This window comes from Streptomyces sp. ICC1, assembly GCF_003287935.1.
In the GTDB taxonomy this organism is placed as follows: domain Bacteria; phylum Actinomycetota; class Actinomycetes; order Streptomycetales; family Streptomycetaceae; genus Streptomyces; species Streptomyces tritrimontium.
The window spans coordinates 958,608-983,288 of the sequence record NZ_CP030287.1; the positions used below are offsets into that span (position 1 = coordinate 958,608).

23 protein-coding genes and 1 pseudogene are annotated in these 24,681 nt (G+C 72.5%); 10 read left to right on the forward strand and 14 right to left on the reverse strand.

Annotated elements, in window-relative coordinates; genetic code table 11:
* Nucleotides 1-33 precede the first annotated feature (33 nt).
* The gene (locus tag DRB96_RS04585) at nucleotides 34-597 is read left to right on the forward strand and encodes a chitin binding peritrophin-A domain-containing protein (protein WP_162688474.1); all 564 of its coding nucleotides are present in this window, start codon (nucleotides 34-36) and stop codon (nucleotides 595-597) included.
* A 74-nt stretch (nucleotides 598-671) separates the two neighbouring features.
* On the opposite strand, the gene DRB96_RS04590 is transcribed toward DRB96_RS04585, so the two are convergent.
* Together DRB96_RS04590 and DRB96_RS04595 are read right to left on the reverse strand one after the other, a co-directional pair.
* Complete coding sequence (locus DRB96_RS04590) at nucleotides 672-1,247, reverse strand: histidine phosphatase family protein (RefSeq protein WP_112446955.1); 576 nt, start codon at nucleotides 1,245-1,247, stop codon at nucleotides 672-674.
* Between the two features lie 31 nt (nucleotides 1,248-1,278).
* On the reverse strand, nucleotides 1,279-2,736 hold the full coding sequence (locus DRB96_RS04595) for a PLP-dependent aminotransferase family protein (protein ID WP_112446957.1): 1,458 nt from the start codon (nucleotides 2,734-2,736) through the stop codon (nucleotides 1,279-1,281).
* Between DRB96_RS04595 and DRB96_RS04600 the strand changes: the two genes are divergently transcribed.
* On the forward strand, nucleotides 2,735-3,682 hold the full coding sequence (locus tag DRB96_RS04600; RefSeq protein ID WP_112446959.1) for a DMT family transporter: 948 nt from the start codon (nucleotides 2,735-2,737) through the stop codon (nucleotides 3,680-3,682). The two genes, DRB96_RS04595 and DRB96_RS04600, sit on opposite strands and share 2 nt — an antisense overlap.
* A gap of 54 nt (nucleotides 3,683-3,736) precedes the next feature.
* Nucleotides 3,737-3,934: a DUF1918 domain-containing protein gene (locus DRB96_RS04605; RefSeq protein WP_112446961.1), complete on the forward strand. Its 198-nt coding sequence runs from the start codon at nucleotides 3,737-3,739 to the stop codon at nucleotides 3,932-3,934.
* 19 nt (nucleotides 3,935-3,953) lie between these two features.
* On the opposite strand, the gene DRB96_RS04610 is transcribed toward DRB96_RS04605, so the two are convergent.
* Entirely contained in the window at nucleotides 3,954-5,201 is a 1,248-nt protein-coding gene (locus tag DRB96_RS04610) for a family 10 glycosylhydrolase (RefSeq protein WP_112446963.1), read from the reverse strand.
* Between the two features lie 151 nt (nucleotides 5,202-5,352).
* On the opposite strand from DRB96_RS04610, the gene DRB96_RS04615 reads away from it, so the two are divergent.
* A complete protein-coding gene (locus DRB96_RS04615) occupies nucleotides 5,353-6,249 on the forward strand; it encodes a 3-hydroxybutyryl-CoA dehydrogenase (RefSeq protein ID WP_112446966.1) in 897 nt (298 codons plus the stop codon).
* Nucleotides 6,250-6,261: 12 nt separating this feature from the next.
* On the opposite strand, the gene DRB96_RS04620 is transcribed toward DRB96_RS04615, so the two are convergent.
* The 9 genes from DRB96_RS04620 to infC all read right to left on the reverse strand — a co-directional run bounded on the left by DRB96_RS04620 (nucleotide 6,262) and on the right by infC (nucleotide 16,349).
* Nucleotides 6,262-6,792, reverse strand: a complete 531-nt coding sequence (locus DRB96_RS04620; protein WP_112446968.1) for an NUDIX domain-containing protein — start codon at nucleotides 6,790-6,792, stop codon at nucleotides 6,262-6,264.
* A 54-nt stretch (nucleotides 6,793-6,846) separates the two neighbouring features.
* Entirely contained in the window at nucleotides 6,847-8,196 is a 1,350-nt protein-coding gene (locus tag DRB96_RS04625) for a transcriptional regulator (RefSeq protein ID WP_112446970.1), read from the reverse strand.
* Between the two features lie 434 nt (nucleotides 8,197-8,630).
* Complete coding sequence (gene pheT / locus DRB96_RS04630) at nucleotides 8,631-11,174, reverse strand: phenylalanine--tRNA ligase subunit beta (RefSeq protein WP_112446972.1); 2,544 nt, start codon at nucleotides 11,172-11,174, stop codon at nucleotides 8,631-8,633.
* The gene (pheS, locus tag DRB96_RS04635) at nucleotides 11,174-12,301 is read right to left on the reverse strand and encodes a phenylalanine--tRNA ligase subunit alpha (RefSeq protein ID WP_112446974.1); all 1,128 of its coding nucleotides are present in this window, start codon (nucleotides 12,299-12,301) and stop codon (nucleotides 11,174-11,176) included. The genes pheT and pheS overlap by 1 nt, the downstream gene beginning before the upstream one ends.
* 151 nt (nucleotides 12,302-12,452) lie before the next feature.
* Nucleotides 12,453-13,751: an ATP-binding protein gene (locus DRB96_RS04640; protein WP_112446976.1), complete on the reverse strand. Its 1,299-nt coding sequence runs from the start codon at nucleotides 13,749-13,751 to the stop codon at nucleotides 12,453-12,455.
* Between the two features lie 55 nt (nucleotides 13,752-13,806).
* Nucleotides 13,807-14,667: an RNA methyltransferase gene (locus DRB96_RS04645; RefSeq protein ID WP_112446978.1), complete on the reverse strand. Its 861-nt coding sequence runs from the start codon at nucleotides 14,665-14,667 to the stop codon at nucleotides 13,807-13,809.
* Between the two features lie 117 nt (nucleotides 14,668-14,784).
* Entirely contained in the window at nucleotides 14,785-15,171 is a 387-nt protein-coding gene (rplT, locus tag DRB96_RS04650) for a 50S ribosomal protein L20 (protein WP_112446980.1), read from the reverse strand.
* Between the two features lie 103 nt (nucleotides 15,172-15,274).
* Nucleotides 15,275-15,469 (reverse strand): 50S ribosomal protein L35, encoded by a 195-nt coding sequence (gene rpmI, locus DRB96_RS04655; protein ID WP_112446982.1) that lies wholly within the window; start codon nucleotides 15,467-15,469, stop codon nucleotides 15,275-15,277.
* A gap of 103 nt (nucleotides 15,470-15,572) precedes the next feature.
* Nucleotides 15,573-16,349, reverse strand: a complete 777-nt coding sequence (gene infC / locus DRB96_RS04660; RefSeq protein WP_112446984.1) for a translation initiation factor IF-3 — start codon at nucleotides 16,347-16,349, stop codon at nucleotides 15,573-15,575.
* 323 nt (nucleotides 16,350-16,672) lie between these two features.
* Here infC and DRB96_RS04665 point away from each other — a divergent pair, with 323 nt between their 5' ends.
* On the forward strand, nucleotides 16,673-17,053 hold the full coding sequence (locus DRB96_RS04665; RefSeq protein ID WP_112446986.1) for a DUF1844 domain-containing protein: 381 nt from the start codon (nucleotides 16,673-16,675) through the stop codon (nucleotides 17,051-17,053).
* Nucleotides 17,054-17,172: 119 nt separating this feature from the next.
* Here DRB96_RS04665 and DRB96_RS04670 read toward each other — a convergent pair whose 3' ends face one another.
* On the reverse strand, nucleotides 17,173-17,913 hold the full coding sequence (locus DRB96_RS04670) for an SseB family protein (protein ID WP_112446988.1): 741 nt from the start codon (nucleotides 17,911-17,913) through the stop codon (nucleotides 17,173-17,175).
* A gap of 2 nt (nucleotides 17,914-17,915) precedes the next feature.
* Entirely contained in the window at nucleotides 17,916-19,037 is a 1,122-nt protein-coding gene (gene mycP, locus DRB96_RS04675) for a type VII secretion-associated serine protease mycosin (RefSeq protein WP_239517702.1), read from the reverse strand.
* On the opposite strand from mycP, the pseudogene DRB96_RS04680 reads away from it, so the two are divergent.
* The 5 genes and pseudogenes from DRB96_RS04680 to DRB96_RS04700 all read left to right on the forward strand — a co-directional run.
* A pseudogene (locus DRB96_RS04680) lies at nucleotides 19,024-19,407 on the forward strand (ATP/GTP-binding protein); the annotation flags it as partial. The gene mycP and the pseudogene DRB96_RS04680 overlap by 14 nt on opposite strands.
* 306 nt (nucleotides 19,408-19,713) lie before the next feature.
* Complete coding sequence (locus tag DRB96_RS04685; protein WP_112446993.1) at nucleotides 19,714-22,917, forward strand: nitrate- and nitrite sensing domain-containing protein; 3,204 nt, start codon at nucleotides 19,714-19,716, stop codon at nucleotides 22,915-22,917.
* Nucleotides 22,918-22,927: 10 nt separating this feature from the next.
* Complete coding sequence (locus tag DRB96_RS04690; RefSeq protein ID WP_007266772.1) at nucleotides 22,928-23,341, forward strand: roadblock/LC7 domain-containing protein; 414 nt, start codon at nucleotides 22,928-22,930, stop codon at nucleotides 23,339-23,341.
* A 93-nt stretch (nucleotides 23,342-23,434) separates the two neighbouring features.
* Nucleotides 23,435-24,037, forward strand: a complete 603-nt coding sequence (locus DRB96_RS04695; RefSeq protein WP_112446994.1) for a DUF742 domain-containing protein — start codon at nucleotides 23,435-23,437, stop codon at nucleotides 24,035-24,037.
* On the forward strand, nucleotides 24,018-24,605 hold the full coding sequence (locus DRB96_RS04700; protein WP_112446996.1) for an ATP/GTP-binding protein: 588 nt from the start codon (nucleotides 24,018-24,020) through the stop codon (nucleotides 24,603-24,605). The genes DRB96_RS04695 and DRB96_RS04700 overlap by 20 nt, the downstream gene beginning before the upstream one ends.
* The last annotated feature ends 76 nt before the right edge of the window (nucleotides 24,606-24,681 follow it).

Here is a 24,681-nt window from a genome sequence, read left to right on the forward strand (position 1 = left end):
GAGTGAACAACTGAACTGGGGGCAAGGGTGTTGTTGCGCATCGGCAAGGGACTCGCCGCACTGGCCGCGGGGGCGGTCGTCGCCCTCGGCACGGGGGCGGGGCCCGCCACCGCCGCCGAGGGCTCGTGCGCCGGCGGCGCCACCGGGCGGCTGCCGAGGGTGCAGGACCAGCGGTTCTACGTGCAGTGCGGAGGCGGGATCGCCACGGTGACGGCCTGTCCCCCGGGGCAGGTCTACGCCCCGGCGCTCCAGGTCTGCGACCTGCCCGGGCAGGTCCGGCCCGCCGTGGCCACCCTCGCGACGGCCGGTCCGGCGAAGCTGAACGGGCTGCTGTTCGGCGTCAAGAACCTCAGCACCACCGTGCGGATCGCGGACGCCCCGGCCGGGCTGGACGGCGTACCGGTCACCTTCACCACCCTCGGCGGCCGGATCCTGTGCACCGCCGTCACCGACCAGTTCGGTGCCGCCCGCTGCGACACCCCGGCCCGGCTGACGATCCCGCTCGACGAGATCCTGCGCGGCTACCGGGCGAACTACGCGGGCATCGCGGGGATCTACCTCCCCTCCGCCGCGACCGCCCCCGTCTCGCTCCTCTGAGCCGGCCTCGGCCCCGCCCGCCGCGTCCAAGACCAGCGGGTGCCGGACCGGGGTCTGAGGGCCCCTCAACGGGTTTACGCCGGCGCCTGGAGGGAGAGGTGCCAGCGGCGCGGCCAGCCCGCCAGGGTGACCGTGGACAGGGGGCGGACGTCCACGTTCCAGTAGGTCAGCGGCGGCACGTTCAGGGCGTACACGAGTGCCGCGCGGACCACCGAAGGCTCCGCCACCGCCACGATCGCTCCCCCGTCGTCCGCCGGCCGGGTGTCCAGCCAGCCGCCGATCCGGGCGATGAACGCCAGCAGCGACTCCCCGCCGTGCGGCGCGGCGCGGGGATCGGCGAGCCAGAGGTCCACGGCCGCCGGCTCGCGGGCCGCCACCTCCGCCAGGGTCAGCCCGCGCCAGCGGCCCATGTCGCACTCCCGCAGCGCGGGCTGGGCCATCGGCGCGTAGCCGAGGGCCGCGCCGGTGGCCCGGCTGCGCGAGGTCGGCGAACAGTAGCGGAGCTCGGCCGAGCCCAGGGGCACGAGCCCGCGCGCGGCGGACTCCACCGCGCGCCAGCCGTCCACGTCGATGGGGCGGTCGTCGTCGAAGCGCTCGGCGAGCAGCGAGGTACTACGGGCTGCTGCGACTAGCGAAACCCGAACATGCATGCGGCGATGGTGATCCGCGTGTCGCACGGGGTCAAGCGTCTGAACGAAGCCCGCCGTCGGCCGCGCCCCCCGAGGCGGCCCGCAGCCGCCGGACGGCCTCGGTCAGCTCGCCCGCGCCGCCGACCCCGGCAAAGCTCAGCCGGACGAACGGACCGGGCGGTTCCGCGCAGAAGTACGGCCGCCCGGGCGCGACGGCGACCCCGGCGCGCAGGGCGGCCGCCACGAAGGCCACGTCGTCCCCGCCCCCGCCGGGCCGGGCCCACAGCTGGTATCCGCCGCGCGGAAGGTGCGGCACCTCCAGTGAGGGCAGCTCCCGCCGCAGCGCCCCCGCGAGGACGTCGCGGCGGTGGCGCAGCTCGGCGGCGACGGTCTTCAGGTGGCGCGGCCAGGCGGGTGCGCCGACCAGTTCGAGGGCCGCCTCCTGGAGCGGCCGCGGCACGAAGAAGCTGTCCACGACCTGGATGGCGCGCAGCCGGTCCAGGACCGGCCCGCGGGCGGCCAGCGCGCCCACCCGCAGGCTGGGCGAGGTGACCTTGGTCAGCGACCGCACGTGCACGACCACCCCGTCGCGGTCCTCGGAGGCGAGCGTCGCGGGCAGCGGGCCGGCGTCCTCGTGGGCGAGGGCGCGCGCGTAGTCGTCCTCCACCACGAACGCCCCGGCGGCGCGCGCGATCCGCAGCACCTCGGCGCGGCGCTCGTCGGACAGCACCGACCCGGTCGGGTTCTGGAACAGCGGCTGGCATACGAACACCCGCGCCCCGGTGGCTTCGAAGGCCTCGGCCAGCAGCTCCGGTCGGACCCCGTCCGCGTCGACCGGGACGGGGACGGGCCGGCACCCGGAGGCGCGGGCGATGGCCAGCAGCCCGGGGTAGGTCGGGGATTCGACGAGGATCGGCGCCCCGGGCGGGGCGAGCGCCCGCAGGGCGGTGGTGAGCGCGCTCTGGCCGCCGGCGGTGACCATGACGTCGGCGGCCCCGACTGCTCCGCCGATCTCCCGGGCGAACCAGTCCCGCAGCTCCGGCAGCCCCTCCACGGGCGGGCGCCCCCACACCCCGGGCCGCCGCCCGGCGCGGGCGAGGGCGGCGGCCATGGCCCGCTCCGGCTGGAGCACGGGGTGCAGGTAGCCGCTGTGGAGTTCGATGACCCCGGCCGGCGGGGCCGCGAGGGTGACCAGCACCCCGGAGGCGTCGACGGAGCGCGGGACGATGTCGCCGGCCCCCTCCGCACTGAGGGCGACGGCCTGCCAGGAGGTGTCGCCCGGCTCGGGGGCCTGCGCACGGGGCCGCGCGCGGAAGACGCCCGCTCCGGGGCGGGTGAGTACGAGCCCCTCGGCGGCCAGCTGGGCGAGGGCCCGGGAGACGGTGACGGGGCTGACGCGGAAGCGTTCGACCAAGGCCCGACTGGACGGCAGCTTTCCACCCATCGGGTAGCGGTTGAGCTCGGACCTCAGGGATTCCGCCAGTTCCGCCACACTGCTACGCTCGTACATGACAGCAAAGAATAGCGCTACCCTCCCCGCCGCGATAGCAGTTCGGGACACGGAGCAGGGCCCGGCGCGAGGCGCCGCGCGCGTGCGGCGGTTCGGCGGGGGCACCGCCCTCGCCTCCACCGGTGTCGTCGCCTTCTCGCTGACCTTCCCCGCCACCGCCTGGGGCCTGGAGAGCTTCGGCCCCTGGTCGCTCTTCGCCCTGCGCTGCGTCCTCGCGGGCCTGACCGCGGGCACCTGCTTGCTCGCCGGGCGCGTACCGCTCCCCGACCGCGCGCACTGGCCGGGCCTGCTCGTCGTCGCGGGCGGTGTCGTCATCGGCTTCCCGCTGCTGACCACCCTGGCGCTGCGGACCTCCACCACCTCCCACGCCGCCGTCGTGGTCGGCCTGCTGCCGCTGACCACCGCCGTCGTGTCATCGCTGCGCACCGGCGCCCGGCCGCCGCGCCGGTTCTGGGCGGCGGCCGTCGCCGGGGCCGTCATCGTCCTCGGCTTCACCCTGGCCCAGAGCGGCGGCGCCCTCTCCTTCGGCGACGCCCTGCTGTTCGCCGCCCTGCTGGTGTGCGCGGCCGGGTATACCGAGGGCGGGCGCCTGGCCCGGGTGCTGCCCGGCTGGCAGGTGATCGGCTGGGCCCTGGTGCTGTGCCTGCCGATCGGCCTGGCCGGCTCCGCGATCGGGCTCGCGCACGAGCCCGTCCACCTCACCGCGCACGGGCTGGCCGGGCTGGTCTGGGTGGCCGTCGGCTCCACCTTCCTCGGCCTCTACGTCTGGTACCGGGGCATGGCGGAGATCGGGGCGGCCCGCGCGAGCCAGCTCCAGCTCGCGCAGCCGCTGCTGACCCTGGTGTGGTCGGTGGCGCTGCTCGGCGAGCACCTGTCCCCCGCCGCGCCCGTCGCCGCCGGCGCGGTCCTCGTCTGCATCGCCGTGACCCAACGGGTCAAACAGTGAGGGAACGACCTAAACTGCTAGCACCGGATCGGACCGCCACCGAGGAGGTCAGCTATGCGCGCGACCGAGGGCGACCAGCTGGTTCAGCACGGGAGGATCGTGGGCCAGCACGACAAGGTCGGTGAGATCACCCAGGTGCTCGGAGAGAACGGCACCCCTCCCTACCGGGTCCGCTTCAACGACGGACACGAGGCCGTCATGTCCCCCGGGCCCGACTGCGTGGTCAAGCACCCGGACGGACACGAGCAGTGAACCGGCGCGGCCCGTCGGCTCAACGCGGCGGAGCCGCGGCCGGGTAGTGGTCGGCCACCACCCTGGCCATCGCCCCGTTGGGGTCCGCGGCCACCTGCTTCGCCGAGAAGTAGACGTGGCCGCGGACCTCCGGGTATCCGCGGGCGAAGCGCACGTGCCGCGACAGCTCCCGGGGATCGCGCCACGCGGCGGTCGGGCTTTGCCCGTCGCAACGGTAGAGCGCCTCCCCCACGTAGAGCCGTACGCCGGTGCCCGCGACGGTCCGGGCCCACCAGGGGACGATGTCGGCGTAGTCCGCGGTCGGATGGCCCAGCTGCCAGTAGGCCTGCGGCGCGATGTAGTCGATCCAGCCCTCGCGCACCCACTTGCGGGTGTCCGCGTACAGGTCGTCGTACGTGGCGACGCCCGCCTGCGTCGGCGAACCGAGCGGGTCCCGGTCGGAGTTTCGCCACACCGCGAAGGGGCTGATGCCGAAGCGGACCGCCGGGCGCAGCGCCCGCAGCCGCCCGGACATCTCGTGGACCAGGGTGTCGGTGTTGTGGCGGCGCCAGTCCGCGCGGGTCGCGAAGGAGCCGCCGTACTCCTCGTAGGCGTCGTCGTCGTCGAAGTCCTCGCCCTCGACGGGGTACGGGTAGAAGTAGTCGTCCCAGTGGACCCCGTCGAGGGGATAGCGGGCGACGGCGTCGAGCATGGCCTCCTGCACGAAGCGCCGCACCTCCGGCAGCCCGGGGTTGTAGTACAGCTTGCCGCCGTACGCGACGGTCCAGCCCCGGTTCCGGCGGGCCGGGTGCTCGGGGACGAGCAGGCTCCGGTCGGTGTGGTTGGCCACCCGGTACGGGTTGAACCAGGCGTGCAGCTCCAGCCCCCGGGCGTGCGCTTCGGCGACGGCCGTGCCGAGCGGGTCCCAGCCGGGGTCGACGCCCTGCTCCCCGGTGAGCCACTGGGACCACGGCTCGCGCGCCGAGGGCCACATCACGTCGGCGGTGGGCCGGACCTGGAGGATCACCGCGTTGAGGCGCCGGGCGACGGCGGTGTCGAGGAGCCCGATCAGCTCGGCGCGCTGCTCGGCGGCGGACAGCCCGCTCTCCGAGGGCCAGTCCACGTTCTGCACGGAGGCGACCCACATTCCGCGGAAGTCCGCGGCGACCGCCTTCGGCGCCCGGGGCTCCCGCCCCGGCCGGACCGCCTTCGCGGGGGCCGCCGTCGCCGCGGCGGCCAGCACCCCCGCCGCCGCGGCCAGCACTCCGCGCCTGCCGATGTACGCCATGCGACGACTCCGTTCCGCTCCGTGACATTGCCGCGTGTCCGCCCAGCATGCCCGCCCCGGCCCGACACGCCGGGCAAGGACGGGGGTAACGTCGGGGGGCGTGGCGGGCGCCGGAACGCAGTTACCACTGCACGAGTACGGGGGACCCGCGATGGAGAGCAGCGAAAGGCACGATGTGACGGACCTCCCAGACGACATCGCACGCGTCGGCGTAGTGGGCTGTGGCCAGATGGGCGCGGGCATCGCGGAGGTGTTCGCCCGCAGCGGTCTCGAGGTGATGGTCGCCGAGACCACCGGCGAGGCCCTCGAACTCGGGCGGACCCGCCTGCACACCTCGCTGACGCGAGCCGCCGAACGCGGCAAGATCAGCGAGGAGGAGCGGGACGCGACCCTGGCCCGCCTGTCGTTCACCACCGACCTGGGCGAGTTCGCCGACCGCGACCTGGTCATCGAGGCCGTCGTCGAGAACGAGCAGGTCAAGACGGAGATCTTCCAGGTCCTCGACCAGGTGATCACCCGCCCGGACGCGATCCTCGCCTCCAACACCTCCTCGATCCCGCTGGTCAAGCTGGCCGTCGCCACCTCGCGGCCCGACCAGGTCATCGGCATCCACTTCTTCAACCCGGCCCCGGTGCAGCAGCTCGTCGAGCTGATCCCGGCGCTGACCACCAGCGACGAGACGATCAAGCGGGCCGAGGCCCTGGTCGGGGGCGCGCTGGGCAAGCACGCGATCCGCGCCCAGGACCGTTCCGGCTTCGTCGTGAACGCGCTCCTCATCCCGTACCTGCTGTCCGCGATCCGGATGTTCGAGTCGGGCATCGCGAGCCGCGAGGACATCGACAACGGCATGGAGCTGGGCTGCGCCCACCCGATGGGCCCGCTGAAGCTCGCGGACCTCATCGGTCTGGACACGGTGGCCTCGGTGGCCGACTCGATGTACGCGGAGTTCAAGGAGCCCCTGTACGCGGCTCCCCCGCTGCTCCAGCGGATGGTCGACGCCGGCCGCCTCGGCCGCAAGACCGGCTCGGGCTTCTACCCGTACGCCTGACCGCCCGCGGGCTCAGCCGAGCCGCAGGTGGTGCAACAGCAGCAGCCCGGCCGCCATGTTGGCGGCCGGGACCTCGCCGCGCGCGATCATGTCGGGCACCAGCTTGAGCGGTACCCACTCGCGGCGCGAGGACTCGAAATCGTCCTCGGGGTGGCCGGTGTAGGTGGCCCCGTCCGCCCAGTAGAGGTGGTGGCGGGCGTCGGTCAGCCCGTTGGACGGCTCGACGGTCATCAGATGGTGCAGGGGTCCGGGCCGCCAGCCCGACTCCTCCTCCATCTCCCGGGCGGCGGCGGCCTCCAGCGACTCGCCGTCCTCGACGACCCCGGCGGGCAGCTCCCAGCCCCAGCTGTCGGTGATGAAGCGGTGGCGCCACAGCAGCAGCACCTCATTGGCCCCGTTGACGGCCGTGGCGACGGCCACCGGGCGCAGCCGGATCACGAAGTGGTCCAGGTGCCGGCCGTCGGGGAGCTCCACGTCGGCGAGATTCACGTCGAACCAACGGTTCGCGTACACAGTCTGCTCACTCAAGTTCGTCCACTGCACGGTTGTGCCACCTTCCGATCGAGTAGGTGGCAAACATGGCAGCAGTTCAAGCCGTCACAGGGGAACGCGCAGCGCCCCGTCGATGAGCTCCGCGGTCTCCTCCGCGCCCGAACAACCGCTGGTCAGCAGTTGTTCGCGGACCGTCCGGAGCCGGTCGCGCAACCGCAGCGACTCCATCCCCCTGGCCCGCTCGGCCATTTCGGCCGCCGCCGCCACCGCCTGGTCGGCCTGGCCCTGGCGCAGCTGGATCTCGCACAGCATCGCGAGGCGGTGCACCCGGCCCCGGTCGTGCGCGGGGGTGCCGACGGCGGCCGCGGCCTGTTCGTGGGCCGCCCGCAGGTCCCCCAGACCGAGCAGCGCCTCGGCCACCTGTACGTTCACCAGCCCGGGCTGTACGTACCCCGTCTCGTCCGGCTCCGTGCCGGGCCGGATCCGGTCGGCGGCCGCCTCGGCCTTGCGGATGCAGGCCAACGCGGCCCGGGTGTCGCCGAGTTGGGCGTAGGCCTTGGCCTGCATGGCGTACAGGTCGGCGGCCAGCGCCGGGGTCGTGTGGCGGCCCGCGGCGCGCAGGGCCGCCTCGGCGAAGGCCACGGCCTGGCGGAACTCCCGCAGGTGCAGGCACTGGTTGACGATCAGCGCGATCACGTAGGCCCCCAGCCCCCGGTCCCCGCTCGCCTTGGCCAGGCGCAGGGCCTGGTGGAAGTAGCGCTGGGCCAGCCCGTGCGCGTCCGAGTCGTACGCGCAGATCCCCGCCACCGCCACCAGGGAGCCGCCGGCCCGGTACAGGCTGCGGCCGAGTCCGTCGGAGTAGCTCCCGCGCAGCATCGGGGCGGTCTCGGTGCCGAGGAAGCGCACGATCCGGTCGCGGGTGGCCACGCCGCCGGCCCGCCGGTACATCAGCTCGTAGTGCGCGCGGGCGGCCCGCAGGATCTCGATGTGCTCGGGGCCGACACGGGTCGGGCCGTCGCGGGAGACGTCCGCGTCCTCCGGCGGGTTCTCCCACTCCCACACCGGGATCACGGCCGGCGTGCCGGTCAGGGCGTCGGCGGCGAGGCACTGGCGGCCGTGGTCGTCGGAGCGCCACAGGGCGGCGGCGCGGTCGACGAAGCCGCTGAGCGGGACCGTGCCGCCACAACGACCCGGGTCGGTGCTCTGCCCCGGCAGCCCGAAGCCCGCGTCGTCGAGGGACAGCGAGCGCCGCAGCCGGCCACCGATCACCTCGCAGATCAGGTCCGGGACCTGGCCGCGGGGGCGCTGGCCCTTCAACCACCGGGCCACGGCGGTGTGTTCGTAGCGCAGGGCGAGTCCGCGGGTACGGCCCGCCTGGTTCACGTGTGCGGCGAGTCCTGCGTGGGACATGCCCGCCTCGGCGAGGAGGGCATCGAGCAGGGCATTGGGCTGCATGGGCCGCTCCAAGGGCTCGTCGGACTCAGGCTAGTGGGTGCGGGGTTCACACGGGGTGTGAACGCCGTACGCGCATAAATGCGATACGCACCCTGCCGCCGGGGGCCCCGCGAGCGCTTCACTTAAGGGCCTCGCCAAGAGGTGACAAGGGTCGTCGGCTCCCCCTCGTACAGTGCGACGACCCGTCAACCGCGCCGCCCGTCCTGTTGTCTGCCCGACACTCCACGGCAGGCGGGCGGCGCGCTTCGGCTCCGCCGGGGCCTGGTTGGTCGCCGGGTCCCGGCCGAGCCGGACCGAACGCGCGCCGGGCCCACCCACCGGGCCCGGCCCGCGTGGTCCCCCTTCCCGAAACGCGTCAAGCGCCGGCGGAGCTGGATTTTCCAGCCCGCCGGCGCTTGACGCGCGGGTCCGGGCAGAGCCCGGGGAACGCGGGGTTACGCTCCGCGCAGCACCGCGCCGGTGCGCTCTCCGGCCAGGGCGACGGCCGCGTCGCGGGCCGCCGTCGACTCCTCGGCCGTCAGCGTGCGGTCCGCCGCACGGAAGCGCAGCGCGTACGCCAGGGACTTCTTGCCCTCGCCCACCTGCTCGCCCTCGAAGACGTCGAACAGCCTCAGCGACTCCAGCAGTTCGCCCGCGCCCTTGCGCAGCGCGTCCTCCACCGAAGACGCCGGGACCGACGCGTCGACGATCAGCGCCACGTCCTGGGTCGCCACCGGGAAGGAGGAGATCCGGGGCGCCTGGAGCGCCTCGCCGCCGGCCGCCGCGAGGCGGTCGAGGTCGATCTCCATCGCGCTGGTGCGGGCCGGCAGGCCCATCGCCTTGACCACGCGCGGGTGCAGCTCACCGGCGTGGCCGATGACCGTCTCCACCCCGTCGAGGGTGACGAGCAGCTCGGCGCAGCGGCCCGGGTGCCAGGGGCCGTACTGGCCCTGGCGCACCACGAGGTCCGCACCGGCCTCGACGGCCAGCGAGCGCGCGGCCTGCACCGCGTCCGCCCAGTCGGCCGGGCGGCCCTTGCCCCACCAGCCGGCCTGCTCGCGGGCTCCGGCCAGCACGACCGCGGCGTAGCGCGGCTGTGCGGGCAGGGCCGCGTTCAGGGTGGCGATCTCCTCGTTCGTGGGACGCCGGTCGACGGGCAGCCGTACGGCGACACCCGGCTGCGCGGCGGCCCGGAACACCGAGCCGGTCTCGAAGAGCGCGAGGTCGTGGCTGCCCCGGCTGTCGTTGCGGCGCAGCGCGCCGAGCAGACCCGGCAGCAGCGTGGTGCGCAGCGCCGGCTCCTCGTCGGAGATCGGGTTGACCAGCTTGACGACCTGGCGGGAGGCGTCGTGCGCGGGCAGCTGGAGCTGGTCGAAGACGCCCTCGCCCAGGAACGGGTAGCTGAGCGCCTCGACGTAGCCCGCACCGGCCAGCGCGCGGCCGACCCGGCGGTGCAGCTGCTGCCGGGCGGTCAGACCGCGGCCGGACGGCACCTGCGGGAGGGTGGAGGGAAGGTTTCCGTAGCCCTCCAGCCGGATGACCTCTTCGGCGAGATCGTTGGGCTCGGCGAGGTCGGGCCGCCACGAGGGGACGGTGACGACGAGCTCGTCCTGGCCGTAGACGTCGCAGCCGACCTCCTGGAGGCGGCGTACGACGGTCTCGCGGCCGTAGTCCATGCCCGCGACCTTGTCGGGGTGGTCCGCACTCATCGCGATGGTGCGCGGGGCACCGGGGGCGGTGAGCTCGGTGACGCCGGCCTCGGCGGTGCCGCCGGCGAGCAGCACCAGCAGGTCCACGGTCCGCTGCGCGGCCGCGGCCGCGGCCTGCGGGTCGACGCCGCGCTCGAAGCGCTTGGACGCCTCGGAGGACAGCTTCAGGCGGCGGGCGGTGCGCGAGATCGACACGGAGTCGAAGTGCGCGGCCTCGACGACCACGTCGGTGGTGCCGGTGACCGCGCCGGTCGCCCCGGAAGGATCGAAAGGCGTCGTGACGGAGTCGGCGATCTCGGTGTCGGCGCCGCCCATGACACCGGCGAGCCCGATCGGGCCGCTGTTGTCGGTGATCACCAGATCCTCGGAGTCGAGCGTGCGCTTGACCCCGTCGAGGGTGGTGAGCTTCTCGCCCTGCTCGGCGCGGCGGACGCCGATGGCGCCGTCGATCCGCGAGCGGTCGTAGGCGTGCAGCGGCTGGCCGAGTTCGAGCATCACGTAGTTGGTGATGTCGACGGCGAGCGAGATCGGGCGCATGCCCGCCTTCTGCAGGCGCCGGGTGAGCCAGATCGGGGAGCGCGCCTCGGGGTCGAGGCCGGTCACCGTGCGGGCGGTGAAGCGGTCGCAGCCCTGCGGGTCGTCGATCTTGACGGCGTAGCCGTACGAGTTCGGCGCGGGTACGTCGAGCAGCGCCGGGTCGCGCAGCGGCAGGCCGTACGCGGTGGCGGCCTCGCGGGCCACACCGCGCATGGACATGCAGTAGCCGCGGTCCGGGGTGATGTCGATGTCGAGGACCTCGTCGACGAGCTCCAGGAGCTTGATCGCGTCGGTGCCGACCTCGTGCTCGTGCGGCAGCACGATGATGCCGTGCGTGCCGTCGTCGCCCATGCCCAGCTCGTCGCCGGAGCAGATCATGCCGTGCGAGGTGCGGCCGTACGTCTCGCGCGCGGCGATCGCGAAGTCGCCGGGCAGCACCGCGCCGGGCAGGACCACGACGACCTTGTCGCCGACGGAGAAGTTCCGGGCGCCGCAGACGATCTCCTGCGGCTCACCGGTGCCGTTGGCGGCGCCGACGTCCACGGTGCAGAAGCGGATCGGCTTGCGGAAGCCTTCGAGCTCCTCGATGGTTCGCACCTGGCCGACGACGAGCGGGCCCTTGAGGCCGCCGCCGAGCTGCTCGACGGTCTCGACCTCGAGGCCGGCGTCGACGAGCTTGGCCGCGACGTCGCGACCGGTTTCACCGGCGGGGAGGTCGACGTACTCCCGCAGCCAAGAAAGCGGGACCCGCATCAGATCTCCATCCCGAACGGCCGGGTGAAACGGACGTCACCCTCGACCATGTCTCGCATGTCTTCTACGTTGTGGCGGAACATCAGCATCCGCTCGATGCCGAAGCCGAAGGCGAACCCGCTGTACTTCTCCGGGTCCACGCCGCAGGCGGTCAGCACCTTGGGGTTGACCATGCCGCAGCCGCCGAGCTCGATCCAGCCCTCGCTGGAGCAGGTGCGGCACGGGCGGTCGGGGTTGCCCACCGACTCGCCGCGGCACACGTAGCACTGCATGTCCATCTCGGCGGACGGCTCGGTGAAGGGGAAGAAGTGCGGGCGCAGGCGCGTGGTGGTGCCCTCGCCGAACAGCTCCTGGACCATGTGGTCCATGGTGCCCTTGAGGTCCGCCATGGTCAGGCCCTCGTCCACGGCGAGCAGCTCGACCTGGTGGAAGACCGGGGTGTGCGTCGCGTCGAGCTCGTCGGTGCGGTAGACCCGCCCCGGGCACACGATGTAGACGGGGGGCTTGCGCTCCAGCAGTGAGCGCGCCTGCACCGGTGAGGTGTGGGTGCGCAGCACGACGCCGGACTCGTCGCCCTCGGTGCCTGCCGGCCCCCGGACGAAGAAGGTGTCCTGCATCTGGCGCGCCGGGTGGTCGGGCGTGAAGTTGAGGGCGTCGAAGTTGAACCACTCCGCCTCGACCTCGGGGCCCTCCGCGACCTCGTACCCCATGGCCACGAAGATGTCCGCGATGCGGTCCATCAGCGTGGTCAGGGGGTGCCGGGCGCCGGCGGGCACGCGGTCGTGGAGCAGCGTGACGTCCACCGCCTCCTCGACCAGCACGCGCTCGTCGCGCTCGGCTTCGAGGGCGACCGTGCGGGCCCCGAAGGCCTTGTTCACGGCGCCGCGGGCCTGACCCACGAGCTTGCCCGCCGTGGCCTTGGCCTGGGGGGGCAGCGCGCCGATCTCGCGGTTGGCGAGCGCCAGGGGCGAGCGGTCGCCCATGTGCGCGGTCTTCGCCTCGCGAAGTTCGTCGAGGTCGCCGGCGGCGGCGAAGGCGGCGAGCGCCTCGTCCCGCATGCGCTCGATCTCATCCGGTTTCAGTGCCTCGACCTCAACAGGGTCGTACGACTTGTTCGGTGCCGACATCTCTTCCCGTACTTCCGATGGCTGGCTGGTGGGTCCCCCGCGCGACGCGCAGGACGCGCTCGGCACAAGGACACAAGGGTGCCAAAGGTCGAGTCTAAAGGTCGCCGGGGGTGAAGGAGCCCGTGGCCGCCTGGCGAGACGCTCCGCAGGACTACTGCGTGAGGTACGCCGGGGCTGCGACGGGCAGGATAAATCGGAACTCGGCGCCGCCTCCGGGGCCGCGGCCGACCGCGATGGTGCCGCCGTGGGCTTCCACGATTCCCTTGACGATGTACAGGCCGAGGCCGGTGCCGCCGCGCTTGCTGCCCCGCCAGAAGCGGGTGAAGACGCGGCCCATCGACTCTTCGGGGATTCCGGGGCCCTCGTCGGTCACGGTGACGGCGGTTCCCTTCTCGGTCTTCCCCGCTGCGTTCGCGAAGCTGGTCGGCGTTACGTCGATGGTGACCGTTCCCTCGCCGTGCCGCACCGCATTTTCGAGCAGGTTGCCGAGGATCTGGTCAATTTTGTCCGGGTCCGCCCACAGATCGGGCAGCGGCCGGCTCACGCTGACGAGGAAGCGCTCGGGGGCCTGCCCGTTCGCGGTCAGCGCCTGCACGTGGCGGCCCACGGCGGTGGCCATGTCGACCGGCTGGCGGCGCACCTCGAGGCGGCCCGAGTCGATGCGCGAGATGTCCAGGAGCTCAGTGATGAGCCGGGTGACGCGGTTGGCGTCGGCGTCGACGGTCTCCAGCATCAGGCGCTTCTGGTCGTCGGTGAACCGCTCCCACTTGGCGAGCAGGGTCGCCGTGAACCCCTTGACGGAGGTCAGCGGGGAGCGCAGCTCGTGCGCGACGGTGGCGATCAGCTCGGCGTGGCTGCGTTCGGTGCGCCGGCGGGCCTCGGTGCCCCGCAGGGTGACCACGAGGCGGCGCAGCGGGCCGGTGGGGTGGGTGCGCACGTAGCGGGCGGAGACGAGCACCTCGCGGCCGCCGGGGAGCAGGAGGTTGCGCTCGGGCTGTCCGCGCCGGGTGGCGAGGCCGCCGTAGGGGTCGGTCAGCGCCCACCAGCGGCGCCCCTCGAGGTCCTCCAGCGGCAGCGCGCGCTCGATCCCCTCGCCGAGCGCCTCGCACGCCACGCGGGCGGTGATCCGGGCGGCGGCGGAGTTGAAGCAGATGACCCGGCCGGTGGCGTCGGCGATCACGAGCCCGTCGGGCAGGTCGTCGGGGTCGATCCCGAGGCCGGCGAACTCCGTGTGCGGATCGGCCGGGGTCCCGGGTCCTACGGGGCTCACGTGCGCGGGCCGGGCGTGGATGGCAGCGGTGGTGGCGGTTGCGGCCTGGACGGCGGCGGCCCGGGCGGACGCGGGCTGCGCGGGCACCTTGCCGGTCCCGGCCCGCTGGGGCGCGGTCGCCGGGATGGGTGCGCCGGCCGCCTCGGCGGCTGCCGGCGAGCTGTTCGTACCGACGGTCATGTCCCCGTACCCCACATCTCCGAGTAGCGCAGTGGGCCCCCGGGCGGCCACATTACTAGCTGGGGGTCACGGAGCGGCACCCTCCGGGCGCCCGCTGTGCACGCGCGGAGGCGTAGAGGCACACGGCGGCGGCCGTCGCGAGGTTCAGGCTCTCGGCCTTTCCGTGGATCGGGACCCGGACCACGGCGTCGGCGAGCGCCCTCGTCTCCTCGGGCAGGCCCCAGGCCTCGTTGCCGAAGATCCAGGCCGAGGGGGTGCCCATGGTGCCCGCGTCCAGCTCGGCGTCGAGGTCGTCCTCGCCGGCCCCGTCGGCGGCCAGGATCCGCACGCCGGCCGCGCGCAGCCCCTCGACGGCCTGCTCGACGGGCACGCCGACGGCCACCGGGAGGTGGAAGAGGGAGCCCACGGAGGCCCGTACCGACTTGGGGTTGTAGAGGTCCACCGAGGCGTCGGTCAGCACCACGGCGTCGGCTCCGGCGGCGTCCGCGCAGCGCAGCACCGTACCGGCGTTGCCGGGGTCGCGGACGTGCGCGAGGACGGCGACGAGCTTGGGCCGGGCCGCCAGGATCTCCTCGAAGGGGGAGTCGAGGAAGTGGCAGACGCCGACCAGGCCCTGCGGGGTGACCGTCTGCGAGACCTCGGCGAGCACCTCGTCGGAGGCGTAGTGGACACGGACGCCGGCGGTGTAGGCGGCGTCGACGATGTCGGCGTAGCGCTCGGCCGCGTCGACGCTCGCGAAGAGCTCGATCAGGGTCGGTTCGCCGCCGGCGCCGCGGTGCTCCACGGCCTCGCGCACGGCCTGCGGGCCCTCGGCGAGGAAGCGGCGCTCCTTGGTGCGGAAGTTGCGCCGCGCCAGTCGCCTGGCGGCGGCCACCCGCGTGGATCGGGGGGAGATCAGCTCGGCGGGGGTGCCCATGGCGGTCGGCTCGCTTCCGTACGTACAGCGGGTGGAACTCGTTGGTGAACGCACCGGACCCGCAGGCGCGTGGCCTGCGGGTCCGGGCAAGATACTGCAGCCTTGAGGGCGTGCTGCTTAGGCAGCGACCTTCGGGGCGTTGACGTCGGCCGGGAGGGCCTTCTGCGCGACCTCGACCAGCGCGGCGAACGCGTTGGGGTCGTTGACGGCCAGCTCGGCGAGGATCTTGCGGTCCACCTCGATGTTGGCGGCGTTCAGACCCTGGATGAGGCGGTTGTACGTCATGCCGTTCTGGCGGGCAGCGGCGTTGATGCGCTGGATCCAGAGGCGGCGGAAGTCGCCCTTGCGCTTCTTGCGGTCGTTGAAGTTGTAGACCAGGGAGTGGGTGACCTGCTCCTTGGCCTTGCGGTACAGGCGCGAACGCTGACCGCGGTAACCCTTCGCAGCCTCGAGGATTGCCCGACGCTTCTTGTGCGCGTTTACTGCCCGCTTGACGCGTGCCACTGTGTACTCCTTGTAGCGGGGCCGTGGAAGTCCTCACACGGCCCGAATTCGATGGGGTCCCGGTCTTGACGTGCTCCCGCTCCCGGAAGGGGAGCGGAGGACGTCACTTGCCGAGAAGCTTCTTGATCTTCTTGGCGTCGCCGGGGGCCATCTCCGCGGTGCCGGTCAGGCGGCGGGTGACACGGGACGACTTGTGCTCGAGCAGGTGGCGCTTGCCGGCGCGCTCACGGAGCACCTTGCCGGTGCCGGTGATCTTGAAGCGCTTCTTGGTCCCGGAGTGCGTCTTGTTCTTCGGCATGGCGCCGTTATCTCCTCGTCGGTGGCGCCCCCACCGGCCCTGGTGGGGGCCGGCTCGCGGGAGCGTCATGTTGTGTGGTGACCCGAGGCGGGCTGCCTCGGGATCAGGCCTGGGTAGGAGCCTCGGGAGAGGCCTCTGCCTCTTCGGGGGCAGCCTCGGCCGCTTCGGTCGCCTCGCCGGAAGCGTCCTCCGCGACCTCGGTGACCTCGGTGGCCGCGATGTCGGCGTCCTCGGCCTCGAACTCGGCGTCCTCGATGAGGGCCTCGTCGTCGGTCAGGGAGTAGCCCTGGCGCTCGGCCTTGCGGGCGGCCTGCGCCTCGCGGGCTTCGGCCATCGCCTCGGTCTTCTTCTTGTGCGGACCGAGAACCATGATCATGTTTCGGCCGTCCTGCTTCGGGTTCGACTCGATGAACCCCAGGTCCTCGACGTCGGCCGCGAGGCGCTGGAGCAGTCGGAAGCCGAGCTCCGGACGGGACTGCTCACGACCACGGAACATGATCGTGATCTTGACCTTGTCGCCCTGCTTGAGGAACCGAACGACGTGACCCTTCTTGGTGTCATAGTCGTGCGGGTCGATCTTCGGCCGGAGCTTCATTTCCTTGATGACCGTGTGCGCCTGGTTCTTGCGCGCCTCACGGGCCTTCATGGCCGACTCGTACTTGAACTTGCCGTAGTCCATGAGCTTGCAGACCGGCGGGCGTGCGGACGCCGCGACCTCGACCAGGTCGAGGTCGTACTCCTGCGCGAGCTCAAGCGCCTTCGCAAGCGGCACGATGCCGACCTGCTCGCCGCTCGGGCCGACGAGTCGTACCTCGGGAACGCGAATCCGGTCGTTGATGCGGGGCTCGGTGCTGATGGATCCTCCTAGGTAGCACCACACGGCTGCCTGGAGGACAGCCGCTGACGTTGTTTCCGTCAGACCGACCGCGGCGGAGAATGAAAAAAGCCCCGCCGGGCACAGGCGGGGGCTCCAATACAACCGGAGCACCGTCGCGTGCGAACCGCGGGGCGCAAAATCGGGCGGCTTTCCATCGTCCGTACGGAACGATGGATACCGCCTGACCGGTGACCCGCCTCCCGTGAGGGCGGCTGGGTGGGAGAATCGGAGCCTCCACTTGTGGCCGGGCACATAGGTGTCCGGCCGGTCGAAGTACATACTAGCACCCGCGTTGCAAGCCCGCCGCACGGCATATCGTGGGGCACATGACTGACGCGACGCCCCCCGGTTCCACTCCCGCTTCCCCGGCCGCTCCCGACTACGACGACATGACCCGCGACATCGCGGACGTGCCCGCCGTCGAGGTCATCACCACGGTGGCCGTCCACCTGCTGAGCGCGGCGGCGGTCAACCTGGGCCTGGACAAGCCCGATTCCGAGTACAAGGACCTCGACGAGGCCCGCAAGCTGATCACCGCCCTCGCCGGCCTGGTCACCGCGAGCGCCACCGAGATCAGCTCCTTCCACGCGGCCCCGCTGCGCGACGGCCTGAAGTCCCTCCAGCTCGCCTTCCGCGAGGCCTCGCTGGTGCAGGACGAGCCGGGCCAGGGCCCGGGCGAGAAGTTCACCGGCCCCGTGTACGCGTAGCCGCGACGGCGGAACGAGGAGAGGACCCGACCGGAACGTGCCGGTCGGGTCCTCTTTTCCGTTTCTGCGTCGCGTTCCGCGTCGCGTGCTCCGTCGCCTTCTGCGTCGCGGGGCGGGGTTCAGCGCGTGAAGAGGGGCTCGCCGGGCGGCGCCGGGGCCCCTTCCGGGAGCAGCGCCAGGTCCAGTCCGCCCACGAGGCGTGCGCGCAGGGTCTCGTCGGCCGCGAGGGCCTCGGCCACCCGCCGGGCCGCCGCCTGGGCCTGCGGGCCGACGGCCAGCACGATCGCCAGGGTGCCGTCCGCGTCCGCGCCGCCCGGGCCCAGGTGGGCCGCGAGCACCGCGGGCTCGGCGGCCACGACGGCCCGTACCGCCTCGCGCACGGCTGGGTCCGCGAGCGGCCCGGCGTCCGTGCGGCCTTCGGCGAGCGCGCGCAGGGCGGGGCCGGTGAGCTGGTAGGTGACCGGACCGGACAGGTCCAGGACGAGCGTGTCGGCCTTCTCGTGGGCGGCTGCGGCCAGGGCCTGGTGCAGCGGGACCGCCACCGGGCGGGCGGCCGGGTCCCAGAGGGCCAGCGAGGCGATCGAGGTGAAGGCGGGCAGTGCCCGCCGGTCCCCCGCCCGCAGGGTGGGGACGGCCATGTCGCTGGTCTTCTCGCGCTTGAGGCCGGTCTCGGGGTCGGTCTCGACCTCGCCGAGGACGGCGACGACGGGCACCAGCAGGCGGGCGTCCTTGAGGGCGGCCAGCACCTGGGGCTCCTTGCCTCTGTCCTCGGCCCAGGCGGCCAGGGCCGCGCTCAGCCGGGGATCGGCGGAGCCGTCGTCGTCGGAGAAACCGGGGTCGGGAATGTTCTTGTTCGCCACAGTTACCCGACCCTATCGGGCCGCGCGGCCCGGGGCCGCCGCGCCAGTACGCCGGCCAGTACGAGGAGCGCCAGTCCGGCGGCCGCGCCGGCCGGGGCGCCGAGGCGGGCCCCGCGCTCGGGGCGGCGCACCGGCTCGGGGCCGGGGCCGAAGTAGGTGCTCCCGGCGGCCGCCGGCGAGGGCCGCGGGGGCTCGGCGGTCATCGCGTCGGCGACCTGCAGGGCGGCGACCGGATCGACGAGGCCGAAGCCGCGGGCGTCGTCGCGGCCGCCCGCGGGCGCGTCGGAGGCGGTGTCCTCCAGCAGCTTCTTGATCTGCGCCGGGGACAGGTCGGGGTGGGCGGACTTGACCAGGGCGACCGCGCCGGAGACGAAGGCGGAGGCCGCGCTCGTGCCCCAGCCCTCGTAGTAGGAGCGGTCCGGGTCGGCGATGACGATGTCGACGCCGGGGGCGCTGACGGTGGCGTACCAGTTGCGGGTGGAGAAGGCGGCCTTCCTGCCCTTGCGGTCGACGGCCGTGACGGCGATGACTCCGGGGTAGGCGGCCGGGTAGGAGGCGCGGTCGCCCTGTTCGCCCCCGTTGCCCGCGGAGGCCACGACGACGACGCCCTTGGCGAGGGCGTACTGGACGGCCTCGTCCTCGGCGGCCTCGTGGTGCGCGGAGCTGCTGTCGTCGCCCAGCGAGAGGTTGATCACGTCGGCGCCGTTGTCGGCGGCCCAGCGGATGCCCTCGGCCAGCGCGCCGCCCTTGCTGTCGCGGGCCTTGCTCCGGCCGGGGTCGCCCTCCTCCAGGATCACCCGGACCGGGAGGATCTCCGCCTGCGGCGCGAGGCCGAGGACACCCTGGCGGCGGTCCGGGCCGTGGCCGTGCCCGGCGATGATCCCGGCCATGGCGGTGCCGTGCCGGGCCCAGGCGCGGTCGCCCCGGCCGGCGCCCATGCCGACGAGGTCCGTGCCCTCCAGGACGTGGCCGGCCAGGTCGGGGTGGGCCGAGTCGACCCCGGTGTCCAGGACGGCGACGGTGACGCCGTCACCGCGGGTGGTGCCCCAGGCCTCGTCGGCGCGCAGGGCCGCCAGCCCCCACTGGCGGTCGCGCACGGCGTCGGCGGCCACCACGGTCGCCATGGACTTCGGCCGCATCACCCTGGACCAGGACCTGATCCTGTACCTCTTCGGTACCCCCGGTCAGGACCGCTTCTGGTTCATGTGGGACGACCTGGTGCGCGGCGCGATCGGGGCGATCGTCCTGGTCGACACGCGGCGCCTGGCCGACTGCTTCCCCGCCGTCGACTACTTCGAGAACAGCGGCCTGCCGTTCGTCGTGGCGCTCAACGGCTTCGAGGGGCACCAGCCGTACACCCCGGAGGAAGTCCGCGAGGCCCTGCAGATCGGCCCCGACGCCCCCATCATCACCACCGACGCCCGCCACCGCGGAGACGCCAAGAGCGCGCTCATCACGCTCGTCGAGCACGCCCTCATGGCGCGGCTCAAGTAATACTCCGCGCAAAAAGAGTTCCACCGGCTGATTTTGGGGGGCGGGCTGTGTCATACGACACGGCCCGCCCCCTTCGTTCATAACGTTTCGAAGGAGAATTCCCGGAAGTTGGCGACACGGTGCGTTCGTCCGGTCTCGCTGCGCTCACAACTGGCCCCACTTTTGCCGCAGGACGCTCTTTATGTCCGTTTTATGTGGGGCATAAGGCTCTAGGAACGGCCGATTTCAACTGTTTGGAACACGGCCGTTAACCGTGCTGGAATTCAACGAACTAGCTAGTAGCACCGCCGAGAGGTTGTTGGTCGAGTGAGGCGAAGCAACTCGAGCCCCGCGGATGAACCCGCGCGCGGCAACTTCACCCCGCCGCCGCGCGCGGCCGCGTCCCCCATCGACGTACCCGTGGACGCGCCCACGAGCGGCGGCAGCACCAGCAGGTTCTCGCCGCGCAACTGGCGCGTGCCGACCCGTCTGAACGCCATCCTGCTCGTGCCCGTCCTCGTCGGACTGGTCATGGGCGGCTTCCAGGTGAAGGGGTCCATCGACACCTGGGACGAGGCCAAGAACGCCGAGAAGACGGCCCGCATCGTCCAGGCCGCCGCCGAGTACGGCCAGGCCCTCCTCAACGAGCGCGACCTGACGGCCGACCCGCTGCTGCGGGGCCAGCGGGAGTCCGACCCGGTCATGAAGGCGTACGCCGCCACCGACTCGGCCAAGGCGAAGTTCGCCCAGGCCGTCAAGGACATGCCCGAGGGCCAGGGCATGGAGCGCCGCCTCGAACTCTTCCGCCAGGAGGAGCCCAAGCTGGAGCAGGTCCGCAAGACGGCCTACCTCCCGCAGATCGAGACGGCGAAGAAGGCCCTGCCCAAGGCGGCCGGCCCGATCCCGACCGAAGAGGGGTACGTGCTGGTCCAGCACTACCTCATGCAGTTCTCCAACGAGCTGGGCCTCGGCACCGGCAACGTGACCTCGTACGGCCGCATGGTCTACGCGCTCGAGCTGTCCAAGGCCGCGAACTCGCTGCAGCGCTCGGTCGGCACGCACCTGCTGGTGCGGCCCAACACGAACGAGGAAATCCGCAAGGCACAGCTGGTCGCCTTCTCCTCGTACGCGTACCTCGAGGAGATAGCCATCGGCGAGTACGTCGCCGCCGGCACCGAAGAGGACGTGCAGCGCCTCAAGGACGTCATGGGCAAGCAGTCCGCGGCGGGCGCCACCAAGCTCGCGGCCGCCAAGCAGGCGGCGGAGCAGGCCGGCACCCCCTTCAAGGCCCCGCCCGTGGTCAACGACTCCGCGCTCACCGGCATGACCGAGGCGATCGCCAGCGGCGAGCGCAAGGAAGTCCTCGCCGCGAACGGCACCACCGCCGTGGCCTGGCAGGCCGCCGCGACCGCCAAGTTCGACGGCTACGCCGAGGTCGAGAGGGAACTCCTCGACAAGGCCGTCAAGGACGCCGTCACCGTCTCCGACGAGGCCCGCAACGACGCGATCATCACCGGCGCCATCGTGGTCGTCGCCCTGCTCGCCGCCTTCATCCTGGCCGGCATGATGGCCCGCCAGATGGGCCGCGCGATGCGCAAGCTGCGCAGTGCCGCCTTCGACGTCGCCGAGCAGCGGCTGCCGATGCTGGTCGACCAGCTCTCGCGCACCGACCCGGGCAAGGTCGACACCCGCGTGGTGCCGATCCCGATCGACTCCCAGGACGAGATCGGCGAGGTCGCCCGCGCCTTCGACCAGGTCCACCGGGAGGCCGTCCGGCTCGCCGCCGAGCAGGCGCTCCTGCGGGGCAACGTCAACGCGATCTTCACGAACCTCTCCATGCGCAACCAGTCGCTGATCGAGGGCCAGCTGACCCTCATCACCGAGCTGGAGAACAACGAGGCCGACCCGGACCAGCTGGAGAACCTCTTCCGCCTGGACCACCTGGCCACCCGTATGCGCCGCAACGGCGAGAACCTCCTCATCCTCGCGGGTGAGGAACCGGGCCGCCGCTGGGACCAGCCCGTCCCCCTCGTCGACGTCCTGCGCGCCGCCTCCTCCGAGGTGGAGCAGTACGAGCGCGTCGAGCTGTCGGGCGTCTCCGAGGCCGAGATCCACGGCCAGGCCGTGACCGACCTCGTGCACCTGCTCGCCGAGCTGCTGGAGAACGCCACCACGTTCTCCTCCCCGCAGACCAAGGTCCGGGTCAACGCGACGCGTCTGCCCGACGGCCGCGTGATGGTCGAGATCCACGACAAGGGAATCGGCCTCACCGCCGAGGACTTCGCGGACATCAACCACAAGCTGGCCAACCCGCCGACCGTGGACGCCGCGATCTCGCAGCGCATGGGCCTGTTCGTGGTCGGCCGGCTGGCCGACCGGCACGGCATCCGCGTCCAGCTGCGCCCCTCGGGCGAGGCGGCCGGCACCACCTCGCTGGTCATGCTCCCCGACGCGATCACCCACGGTGGCGGTGGCGAGGGCATCCCGGACGACGACTTCACGGTCTCCTCGATGATCCCGCAGCAGCAGGCCCAGCATGCCTCGCCGCAGCGCACGGCGGCCGAGCTCGGCTTCGACGACTCGCGCTACGAGGTCCACCGGGCCGACCGCCCGGGCCCCGACGAGTCCGCGCCCGACCCCCTGGGCCGCTCGCTGGGCCGCGAGGAGCGCCGCGCGGCTCTGGAGGCCCAGGTCGGCTACCCGCAGGCGCAGCCGGAGTACGGCGAGCCCGCGGCCGAGTATCCGGAACCCCAGCCGGAGCACGCGTACCAGCCGTACCAGGGCTACGAGCAGCAGCCCGCGCAGGGCTACGACCCCGGTTACGAGCCCGTCCAGAACGGGCAGGGATACGAGGCGTACCCCCAGCAGGAGTACGCCTATCCGGAAGCCGATTACACGGATCAGCGACAGGACCTCCCGGCGTACGACGGTGGGTACGCTTCCCCGTCCCCGCAGGCGGAGTGGCCCGAGCAGAACCCCTACTCGGGCTCCTACCAGCAGGATTACGGGACCGAATCGGAATCACCCGCCGCTCCCGAACCGCCCCGGGAACGCGTAGGCTTCGACAGTCCGGGCGCCGCTGCCGACGCCGGTCACCAGGTGACCGGAGCGGGCCTGCCGCGACGCGGCGGCCAGCAGCAGCAGCGGCCCGGGCAGCAGGAAGCGGAGTCCACCGGATCCCTCTTCGAACAGCGGCCGCAGCGTCAGCAGCGGCCCGTTGAACCGGAGCGGGCCCCGGAGGTACCGGAAGGTCCTGCCGACTGGCGCTCGAACAACGACGAGCGCTGGCAGCAGGCCTCCAAACTCCGCGAGCCGAAGGCGGGCGGGGTCACCCCGTCCGGTCTCCCTCGGCGAGTGCCCAAGGCCAACCTGGTCGAGGGTGCTGCGGAGACGACCCCGCAGGGCGGCCCCCAGGTCTCCCGGGCCCCCGAGGACGTCCGCGGCAGGTTGAGCAACCTGCGGCGCGGTGTCCAGCAGGGCCGCAACGCGGGATCCGAGCAGTCAAGTAACAGCTATGACCAGGAGCGTTAGTGTGAGCGCGATGAGCCAGGCGGCGCAAAACCTGAACTGGTTGATCACCAACTTCGTGGACAACACCCCTGGGGTGTCCCACACGGTGGTGGTCTCCGCCGACGGCCTCCTGTTGGCGATGTCCGACGGATTCCCGCGCGACCGCGCCGACCAGCTGGCGGCCGTGGCCTCCGGACTGACGTCGCTGACCGCAGGGGCCTCCCGCATCTTCGAGGGCGGCGCCGTCAACCAGACCGTGGTCGAGATGGACCGCGGCTTCCTCTTCCTGATGTCCGTCTCCGACGGATCCTCGCTCGCGGTGCTCGCGCACCCCGAGTGCGACATCGGCCTCGTGGGCTACGAGATGGCCCTCCTGGTGGATCGCGCGGGCACGGTCCTCACCCCGGACCTGCGCGCGGAACTGCAGGGAAGCCTTCTCAACTAGCAGACAGGCAGTGCGTTTCGCGCCATCGCACCATAGGGTGCGGTGGCGCGGTTCCACAGGGAGTACTGCGTTCTTGGAGTCGGAGGAGGAAACGTGACAACACCCGGAGGACATCCTTATGGCGGCGCGCAGCAGCCGCAGGGTGGGCACGACCAGAACCGCTTCAACTTCCCCTCCACTCCCAGCAATCGGCCCTCGCCGGAGCACAATCCGGGCGGGCAGCCCTACCAGCGGCAGCCCTACCAGCAGCAGCCGTACGGACAGCAGCCCCAAGACCCGTACGGACAGCCCCAGCAGCCTTACCGGCCCTCGCAGCAGCCGCAGCGCTCCTCGCGTCCGCAGGCCCCGCAGGCGCACAACCCGCTGGTGCGCCCGTACGCGATGACGGGCGGCCGTACCCGGCCGCGCTACCAGCTCGCCATCGAGGCGCTGGTCAGCACCACGGCCGATCCCGCGCGTCTGCAAGGGCAGTTGCCCGAGCACCAGCGCATCTGCCGTCTGTGCCAGGAGATCAAATCCGTCGCGGAGATCTCGGCACTTCTCTCCATTCCCCTTGGCGTCGCCCGGATCCTCGTCGCCGACCTGGCGGAGGCGGGCCTTGTCGCCATCCACCAGCCCGGCGGCGACGAGTCCGCCGGCGGCCAGCCAGATGTGACACTGCTCGAAAGGGTGCTCAGTGGACTTCGCAAGCTCTAACGGCGGAGCGGCTCCTGCTCGCTCCACCACCTCCGCGAAGATCGTGGTGGCCGGCGGCTTCGGCGTGGGCAAGACCACGTTCGTCGGCGCGGTCTCCGAGATCAACCCGCTGCGCACCGAAGCCGTGATGACCAGCGCCTCCGCCGGCATCGACGACCTGACCCACACCGGGGACAAGACGACCACCACGGTCGCCATGGACTTCGGCCGCATCACCCTGGACCAGGACCTGATCCTGTACCTCTTCGGTACCCCCGGTCAGGACCGCTTCTGGTTCATGTGGGACGACCTGGTGCGCGGCGCGATCGGCGCCGTCGTCCTCGTCGACACCCGCCGTCTCGCCGACTGCTTCCCCGCCGTCGACTACTTCGAGAACAGCGGCCTGCCGTTCGTCATCGCCCTCAACGGCTTCGACGGGCACCAGCCGTACACCCCGGAGGAAGTCCGCGAGGCCCTGCAGATCGGCCCCGACGCCCCCATCATCACCACCGACGCCCGCCACCGCGGAGACGCCAAGAGCGCGCTCATCACCCTGGTCGAGCACGCCCTCATGGCCCGCCTGCGGTAGCGCACGCGCACGCGCGCGCGAAGGCCCCCGTGTCCGAGGACGCGGGGGCCTTCGCCGTGGCCGCCCCGGCCGGGCG

Bases quoted from the DNA above. Each gene is read 5' to 3' on its own strand.
- DRB96_RS04590 (WP_112446955.1), bottom strand. From the start codon at position 1,247: ATGCATGTTCGGGTTTCGCTAGTCGCAGCAGCCCGTAGTACCTCGCTG.
- DRB96_RS04600 (WP_112446959.1), top strand. From the start codon at position 2,735: ATGACAGCAAAGAATAGCGCTACCCTCCCCGCCGCGATAGCAGTTCGG.
- DRB96_RS04595 (WP_112446957.1), bottom strand. From the start codon at position 2,736: ATGTACGAGCGTAGCAGTGTGGCGGAACTGGCGGAATCCCTGAGGTCC.
- DRB96_RS04605 (WP_112446961.1), top strand. From the start codon at position 3,737: ATGCGCGCGACCGAGGGCGACCAGCTGGTTCAGCACGGGAGGATCGTG.
- DRB96_RS04610 (WP_112446963.1), bottom strand. From the start codon at position 5,201: ATGGCGTACATCGGCAGGCGCGGAGTGCTGGCCGCGGCGGCGGGGGTG.
- DRB96_RS04615 (WP_112446966.1), top strand. From the start codon at position 5,353: ATGGAGAGCAGCGAAAGGCACGATGTGACGGACCTCCCAGACGACATC.
- DRB96_RS04625 (WP_112446970.1), bottom strand. From the start codon at position 8,196: ATGCAGCCCAATGCCCTGCTCGATGCCCTCCTCGCCGAGGCGGGCATG.
- pheT (WP_112446972.1), bottom strand. From the start codon at position 11,174: ATGCGGGTCCCGCTTTCTTGGCTGCGGGAGTACGTCGACCTCCCCGCC.
- pheS (WP_112446974.1), bottom strand. From the start codon at position 12,301: ATGTCGGCACCGAACAAGTCGTACGACCCTGTTGAGGTCGAGGCACTG.
- DRB96_RS04640 (WP_112446976.1), bottom strand. From the start codon at position 13,751: ATGACCGTCGGTACGAACAGCTCGCCGGCAGCCGCCGAGGCGGCCGGC.
- DRB96_RS04645 (WP_112446978.1), bottom strand. From the start codon at position 14,667: ATGGGCACCCCCGCCGAGCTGATCTCCCCCCGATCCACGCGGGTGGCC.
- rpmI (WP_112446982.1), bottom strand. From the start codon at position 15,469: ATGCCGAAGAACAAGACGCACTCCGGGACCAAGAAGCGCTTCAAGATC.
- DRB96_RS04665 (WP_112446986.1), top strand. From the start codon at position 16,673: ATGACTGACGCGACGCCCCCCGGTTCCACTCCCGCTTCCCCGGCCGCT.
- mycP (WP_239517702.1), bottom strand. From the start codon at position 19,037: ATGGCGACCGTGGTGGCCGCCGACGCCGTGCGCGACCGCCAGTGGGGG.
- DRB96_RS04690 (WP_007266772.1), top strand. From the start codon at position 22,928: ATGAGCCAGGCGGCGCAAAACCTGAACTGGTTGATCACCAACTTCGTG.